The organism is Streptomyces sp. CBMA152, assembly GCF_014596475.1.
Classification (GTDB): Bacteria; Actinomycetota; Actinomycetes; order Streptomycetales; family Streptomycetaceae; genus Streptomyces.
Genome location: NZ_MECJ01000004.1, coordinates 199983 through 207485 on the forward strand (window position 1 = coordinate 199983; position 7503 = coordinate 207485).

The window sequence follows — 7503 nt, forward strand, 5'->3', positions numbered from 1 at the left end:
GGGGAACGCGTTGTTGACGTACGAGCAGGTCATGAAGGTCGACTTCGGTCAGCTGAACAGCGCCGCCGACAAATGGGAGGAGATGGCGGGCGAGTTCAAGAAGCTGGAGGACCGCTACAAGGATCGGATCCAGCCGGTGAGTCTGGACGGCACCTGGACCGGTCAGGCTTCACTATTCTCCCGGCCGAACTTCGCCACCACCCGGCACGAGTATGCCTCCGCGCAGGTGGAGGCGAAGGCGGTGGCCTCGCTGCTGCGGGATGCGTACGCCCACTTCGTCGATCTGAAGAAGAAGGTGGAGCATGCCCGGCAGGAGGCGATCGACGCCGGGATGAAGGTCTCCGGGACGGGGGCCGCGAGCTTCGACTTCAGCAAGGTGTCGGCGGCCGAGGCGAATTCCATCCGGCACGATCCGGACCTGCGCAGCACTGAATTGTCGTGGAGCAAGCACATAGACGACGCGGTGCGGGCTGTCGACGACGCCGATCAGGGGCTGAAGATCGCCTTGGAGGCGGTCGTGGTCGACGTCGACCTGAGTGACGGGAACTTCAACGGCTTCAACGGCAAGGCCAGCGGGGACGTCGAGCACTACGAGGCCGAGGCCGCGGCCGGTCTCGCGAGCAAGGTCAACGACGGGAAGAAGCTGTCGCCGGAGGAGTTGTCCCGCTTCGAGTCGCTGATGCGGGACAACTCCCACGACAAGGTCTTCAGCCAGACCATGCTCGCCAGTCTCGGGCCAGACGGGACCATCAGGTTCACCAACCATCTCAGCGACCTGAGCCACTCCGGAAGCGCCACCGACAAGAGCGCCTACGCAGGGCTCCAGAGCGGGCTGGCGGCCACCCTTTCCACCGCGACGAGGGACCCGAACTCGGACTTCTACAAGGAGTTCCGGGAGGGCCTGAAGAAGGCGGGAATCCAGAAGTACGACCTCGATGCCGCTAGCGACAAGATCGCCGTGGGTACCGGCCACGGCCAGCAGGTACGCGGCTATCAGAGTCTGGTCACCCTCATGCAGCAGGGCGACGGCTACTCGGGCCAGTTCCTCAAGGACATGGCCGACGACATCCGTACGGTCGAGGACAAGAAGCGAGGCGGCAACCCGGACGTCTGGGACCTGCGAGGGGATTTCAGCGGCAAGGATGGCGGCTGGTTCGCCAACGACCCGCTCGACGGCGTTCTCGGCCTCATGGCCAAGGATCCCGCCACCGCGACCAGTTATCTGGACCCGGGCCCCGGTCAGAAGAACGACAACCTCAAGTACCTGCTCACCGAGCGGGACTGGAACCACGTCGACACGTCCGACTGGACCGGCAACATCGAGCGCACCGGCAAGGACACCTTCGACAAGGACGTACGAACCGGGCTCGGCCTCGCCCTTGAGGCAGGCACGACGGGGAACCATCCAGGAGCGGGCGGCACCGAGTTCGGACGCCACTCCGTCGAGCAGACCCGCATCATGCACGACGCCGTGAACTACCTGGACTACGGGGCGGCCGACGGCAAGGGGGGCGAGAGCAAGGACCACCCGCGCATCGGCCAGGTGGACCAGCTGCTGGGGAAGGACGAGTACGCGGCTCTGCGCGCACCGCTCGCCCGCGCTCTGGCCGACTACTCGCCCGACGTGGTCGACATCGTCGACGGCGATGCCCCGGGCGGGCGCGCCGGCGAGAAGGGCGCGTACGCGCACGGCGACCAGTCCCAGATCCAGAACAGCAGGAGCAGCCTGCTGCGTATGATCCGCGGGGTCTCCGAGTCCGGCGACCCGTCCAACTTCGAGCGCATCTACCAGGCAGAGCAGGGCTACCTGTCCCAGGAGCTGCTGGGTAAGGACTTCCCCAGCGACCTCAGCGTGACCAACCAGTCCCGGAAGGTCGGCGAGGTGATGGGTGCGCTGAACGCCGTCGGCGGGGACGTCAAGATGGACGTCCACGACCAGAAGATCAGCGACGCCAACGCCGTCAGGTTCTACGGCTACCACGTGGTCGGCGGCGCGATCACCGGCATCCCGGTCATCGGCGACGCGGCCCAGCGACTCGTGGACGTCTCCCTCAATGACTGGCTGTCCTCCGTGCAGGCCGAGCAGGGTTCGCTCAGCAAGGAGGAACTGAGCCGGGGCAACGATCTCGCGCAGGACAAGCTCGACAAGTACTTCGAGGCGTGGGGCAAGGAGCACCACGTACGCCCCGACCTCGCCCATGCGGCAGCGGGAGAGGCCGGGCAGAGTTACGTCAACGGGCGCCAGATAGCGTACGAAGCCCTGCGATCACGTACCTGAGCACGGCCTCACCAAGACGACCGAAAGCACCCCACCATGGCACCCCAGACCCACCCGCGCGGCAAGAAGCCGGTCCTGCTCGGCGCCGCCGCTCTTGTCGTCATCGCCGTTCTCCTCGCCCTGTACGGCTGGCGGAACACCAACATCCTGGGAGCCGAGGCGTTCTGCGACGGGCGGCTGGACTCGAAGCGCCTCCAGAGCGCCCTGGACACGACCGGCCGGGTGTCCAAGGTGGCGGAGCAAGCGGGCGACGGACACCCGGAGTTCCGATGCACCATGGAGCGGTCCAGCCTCCTCACCGGAGCGGACGACCTGAAGGTGACGCTCAGGACAGCCACCGAGGAGGGGGCGTTCCCGTTCACGACGGCCGTCTGGAAGGACCCCGCGGACAGGTCGTACTTCAAGGACGGAGCGACGGGCGCCGTCTCCGGCCGGAGCGGCTATGTCGTCCTCCCGCACGACTGCTGGGCGAAGATCGGAAACGTCCAGGGCAGCCGGATCGTACGCCCGGGACAGCACACGGTCGCCGCAGTGGAAGCCACCATGGAGCAGGGCATGGCGGACCGCATGGGGCTGGCGCGGCTGCTCGTGGACGTGGCGCAGAAGGTCGCGCGGCAGGCGGGCTGCGACACCCCGGACCTGCGTGCCCCCAGCGCCCTGTCCGAGCCCGCCGAACCGCACCCGACGGACGCGCGTAACGTCTGCAGCCTGCCCGGCTTCTCGCTGCCCCGGGACGCCGTCATCACCGGGGCGGCCGAACCGGGCCGGGAACGACTGAACCGCCAGCCCGAGACGTGGACATGCGACCTGGCACTCCAGGGCGGCGGCGACGCTCGTTTGTCCCTCGCCGCCACATCCGACGCGGCCCTCGTCCGAGCGGCCCTGGACCGGCCGGGCGTCTTCAAAGACCTGCCCGGTGGCAAGGGGATGATCTCGCCCAACCAGGAGGCAGTGCTGCACTGCGCGGGCGGAGACGTCTACTTCGCCGCCCGCTGGAACACCGCGTACGACAATGCCCTTCGCGACCACACGGGCGGTGACGTGTCGAAGGCCGGAGACATCAGGCGCGCCACCCTCCAGAACTTCCTCAACGCGGCCGCCACCTCCTACTCCTGCCCCAGCCTGTCGCCACTTCCACCCCAAGGGTGACCCGGCCCACCTGCGGCGGCGGCCTCACCCACGACGGCGTGCTCTGCACTCGTACACGCGCTCTCTCCCGAAAGGTCTTGGCGCTGCGGTCTTGTATCGATGGCTGGGCCGTCCAACTCGGACGTTCTGGCATGTGATTGCCCAGCAGGGGTGATAACCGTAGGCCGAGGCGTGACATCGCCGCGACCGCCGAGCTACAGACTGCTGAGGTCGCCCTCGGGGAGATAAGGAGATGTTTTCCAGATCAGCGGCTGGTGACGGTGGTAGCAGGGCCATCGTTGATGCGGTCGAACACGACGAGCGGGACATGCTGGACCATGCCATCGACAAGGGAGAAGCGATACTCCCCACCCGTGGCTTGCCGAGAAAGGTCGCTTCATCCGACTCGCCTGGGTGGAGCGGCGCTGGTTGTTCCCGTGACGCACCTGGGTCGAGAACGTGCACCCCACGCGTCAACCGCCAACTTCTGGCAGCGCTTGACCAATTCCGATCGGGTCCCATGTCTGGCTGGATTGGTCTCCCACGTTGGAGAACGATTAGGGGCAGGACAGAGCTGAAAAAGGAGGCATTCGGTGGAGGGAACAGGTACGCCGATGGAGCGCCTCCGCGCTCTCGATCACCTCAGCCCGCGTGAGGCGGCCAAAGAGTGGGGCGTTCCGGCCAAGCACGTCCCCCGTGTTGCTCAGCAGATCAAGTACGTCCGAGAGGGGATGTGGGGCGGACTCGCCCGGGACCGGCCGCGCTGCCCGGCACCGGTCACCTCGTTCTACGGCTTTCCTTGCAAACTGCCGGTGGAGCAAGGCGGGGAGGTGTGCTCGATGCATCGGCAGGCCACGGGGCACCCAGGCCCCGAGCTCGCCGATGAGGCCCTGGCTGTTGTGCAGTTGCACCCAAGCTGGGAGGAACTGCGCGAGCGGTTCTGGAAAATGGACAAGAGGGCGTTGCAGAGCGAGCGGCTGCGTCTGAGCCGGGAGCTCAAGGCCGGTGCCTCCCTCACTGAGGAGGACTACCGACTGGTCGCGTTGCTCTTGCCGTCGGATGATCCGGCCACCCAGGGGAGGCGGGCGCTCGGTCTGCCCGGTCCCAATGACGGGGTCGGCGACGTGGCCCGACTGCGAGGGCTCGGCATCCTGCTGGCCGCGGCGGACGCCGCCGTCTTGGGTATGCCGGTGGCGGCCTCATCGTTGACAACACCTGGCCGGTCTACGGGAAAGGCGGATGCCAAGTTGCGAAAACAGGGGCCACTGCTGTACTCGGTCGCTCAAGCGGCCGAGCGTCTGGGGGTGGGCGTTTCGTGGTTGCGGACGGAGTCCGCCTGCGGACGCGTTCCCTACCGTCAAGTCGGCGGGCACCGGATGTTCAGTGAAGAGGACCTGGAGCAGATCGTGAAGGACGCGTACCGGCCCAGCGGCGGGAGGACCCGATACGGGCGCCGTTGACCTGCTCTCTCTTTGAGAGAGCGAGAGGCGACGGTACGCTGGCGTTCGCGCGCTGCCGACAGCATCCCTGCGCTGGCGCTGACCCCGCATTCACTTGAAGAAGCGATGGGTGAGGCGCTGACCAAGCGGTACGCTACGGATCAGCGGCCGAGTTGTTCCCATATATGCACCCTTATGCACCTTTGTCGTCCGGTGGCTACGGTAAATCCAGTTCGCCGGTCGCCCACGGCTGAGTGGCGAATGGTGCGACTCCCCCCTCGGACACCAGTAAGATCAGTAGCACCACGGAAAACCCCAGCTCATCTGGGGTTTTTTGCGTTTCCCGGGGCTGCTGCGACGCCCGCGCGCCCCCAGTCGATCATCTGTCTACAGGTATGTAGACGACACTGCGGATTCTCCATAAGGTATGCCTCAGCTAACCGCGCCGGTCGCAGTCCGTCGGGGTCGGCTCCTGCTCGTGTACCCGTCATCCGTAAGGACTCCATCGTGCCCAAGACCGGACGGCCGCTCGCGGCCCTGGCGACCGTGGCCGCCTCCCTGCTTCTCGTGGCGGGGTGCTCCAGCTCCGACAGTGGTGGGAAGGGTGACGACGCAGGGGCGACGGCGACCGGTGGGTCGCTTCGCGGGCAGTCGATCACCGTCTACAGCGGACAGCACGAGCAGACGGTCAAGGCGCTGACCGCCGACTTCGAGAAGCGCACCGGGATCAAGGTGAAGCTGCGCTCGGGCGACGAGGCCGAGCTGGCCAACCAGATCCTTCAGGAGGGGCCTGCTTCCCCGGCCGATGTCTTCTACGCCGAGAACCCGCCCGCGTTGACCGTTCTCGAAGAGAAGGGGCTGCTGGCCGACGTCGCGCCCGGCACCCTCAAGTCCGTTGCCGCGGCTGACAGTTCGCCCAAGGGCGGCTGGGTCGGCGTGTCCGCCCGTACCGCCGCGTTCGTCGCCCGTACCGGCACCCCGGCCGACAGTGCCCCGCCCACCTCCGTACGCGATCTCGCCTCGCCCGCCTGGAAGGGGCGGCTCGGTATCGCCCCCGGCGAGACCGACTTCGCGCCGATCGTCACCCGCATGATCAAGACCGACGGGTCCGACGGCGCCAAGAAGTGGCTGGAGGGGCTGAAGGCCAACGCCAAGGTCTACAACAGCAACGAGGACCTGTCGGTCGCCGTCAACAGTGGCGAGGTGCAGGGCGGGGTCGTGGACCACTACTACTGGTACCGCCTGCGCGACGAGAAGAGCGCGGCCGGCACCCACAGCAAGCTGCACTACTTCGCCAAGGGTGACCCCGGCGCGCTCGTCGACGTCTCGGGTGCCGGGATCCTGAAGACCAGCAAGCACCAGGCCGCCGCCCAGGCCTTCCTCGCCTACCTCGACGGCAAGGACGCCCAGAAGCTGATCGCCGCCTCGCAGAGCTATGAGTACCCGCTGGTCGCGGGCGTGCCCGGCAAGCCCGAGCTCGCGCCGATCGCCTCCGTGGGAACCGTCGCCTCCGTCGCCGAGCTCGGTGACGGCAAGGAAGCCCTGCAGCTCCTCCAGGACACCGGCCTCCTCCAGTGATCACCCCGTTCACGGGGGACGGCCCCGCCCCGCTGCGGCTGCGGCTGCTGCGGGGCACCGGTCTGCTCTCGCCGCTGCCCCTGCTCGCCTTCGGCGTCGTCGCCGTGGTCGTCTCGCCCCTCGTCTTCGTGGGGATGCAGGCGAGCCAGGCCGGCTGGGACCAGGCGCACCGGCTGCTCGGGCGGCCGGTGATCGCCACGCTCGTCCAGCACACCCTCGCCCTCTCCGCCGCCGTGACCCTGGGCACCGCCGTCATCGGCTTCGGCGCCGCGTATCTGATCGAGCGCACGGACCTGCCCGGGCGGCGCTGGTGGACGGTGCTGCTCGCGCTGCCGCTCGCCGTCCCCGAGTTCGTGCGCGGCTACTCCTGGGTCTCCCTCTATCCGTCCGTACACGGCTACTGGGGTGCGGTCCTGGTGATGACCTGTTCGCTGTACCCGCTGGTCCTGCTGCCGGTCGCGGCGACCCTGCGGCGTACGGACGGGGCCGCCGAGGAGGTCTCGCGCAGCCTGGGGCACGGGCCCTGGGCCACGCTGTGGCGGGTCACCGTGCCGCTGACGCGGCCCGCGCTCGCCGGTGGCGCGCTGCTCGTATCGCTCTATCTGCTCGGCGAGTACGGCGCGTTCGCGATGCTGCGCTACACCACCTTCGCCACCGCCATCTTCACCGAGTACAAGCTCGGCTTCGACGCCGCGTCGGCCTCGCTGCTCACGTTGGTGCTCGTGCTGCTCGCGCTGCTGCTCGTCGGGTTGGACGCCTGGGCGGGCCGCCGGGGCCGGGTCACCCGTCCCGGCGGCGGCGCGCCCCGACCGGCCGGTGGCGCCGGTGCCCCCGGTGGCGCCCCGCGTCCGCAGGGCGGCCCCGGCGGCGCCCCGCGTCCCCAGGGTGGCGCTCCGCGTCCGACCCCGGGCGGCATGCCCCGTCCGCAGGGCGGCGCCCCGCGTCCGGGTGGTGCTCCGGGCGGTAACCGTCCGAACCCCGGCATGATGCCGCAGCGTCCCGCTGCGGGCCCGCGTCCCGGCGGTGGCCCCGGCGGCGGCCGCGGTCCCGGTGGCCCCGGTGGCCGTCCGGGCGGCGCCG

At 68.6% G+C, this 7503-nt stretch carries 5 protein-coding genes; all 5 read left to right on the top strand.

Annotation, left to right across the window (positions count from 1 at the left end):
* Positions 1–13: 13 nt before the first annotated feature.
* Positions 14–2278: a hypothetical protein gene (locus tag BG418_RS05300; RefSeq protein WP_223184373.1), complete on the top strand. Its 2265-nt coding sequence runs from the start codon at positions 14–16 to the stop codon at positions 2276–2278.
* A 36-nt stretch (positions 2279–2314) separates the two neighbouring features.
* The gene (locus BG418_RS05305) at positions 2315–3427 is read left to right on the top strand and encodes a hypothetical protein (protein ID WP_188272498.1); all 1113 of its coding nucleotides are present in this window, start codon (positions 2315–2317) and stop codon (positions 3425–3427) included.
* 572 nt (positions 3428–3999) lie between these two features.
* A complete protein-coding gene (locus BG418_RS05310) occupies positions 4000–4866 on the top strand; it encodes a helix-turn-helix domain-containing protein (protein ID WP_188272499.1) in 867 nt (288 codons plus the stop codon).
* A 486-nt stretch (positions 4867–5352) separates the two neighbouring features.
* The gene (locus tag BG418_RS05315) at positions 5353–6423 is read left to right on the top strand and encodes an iron ABC transporter substrate-binding protein (protein WP_188272500.1); all 1071 of its coding nucleotides are present in this window, start codon (positions 5353–5355) and stop codon (positions 6421–6423) included.
* Positions 6420–7503 (top strand): ABC transporter permease subunit (locus BG418_RS05320; protein ID WP_188272501.1); only part of this gene is annotated, 1084 nt, incomplete at its 3' end. The genes BG418_RS05315 and BG418_RS05320, both read left to right, overlap by 4 nt.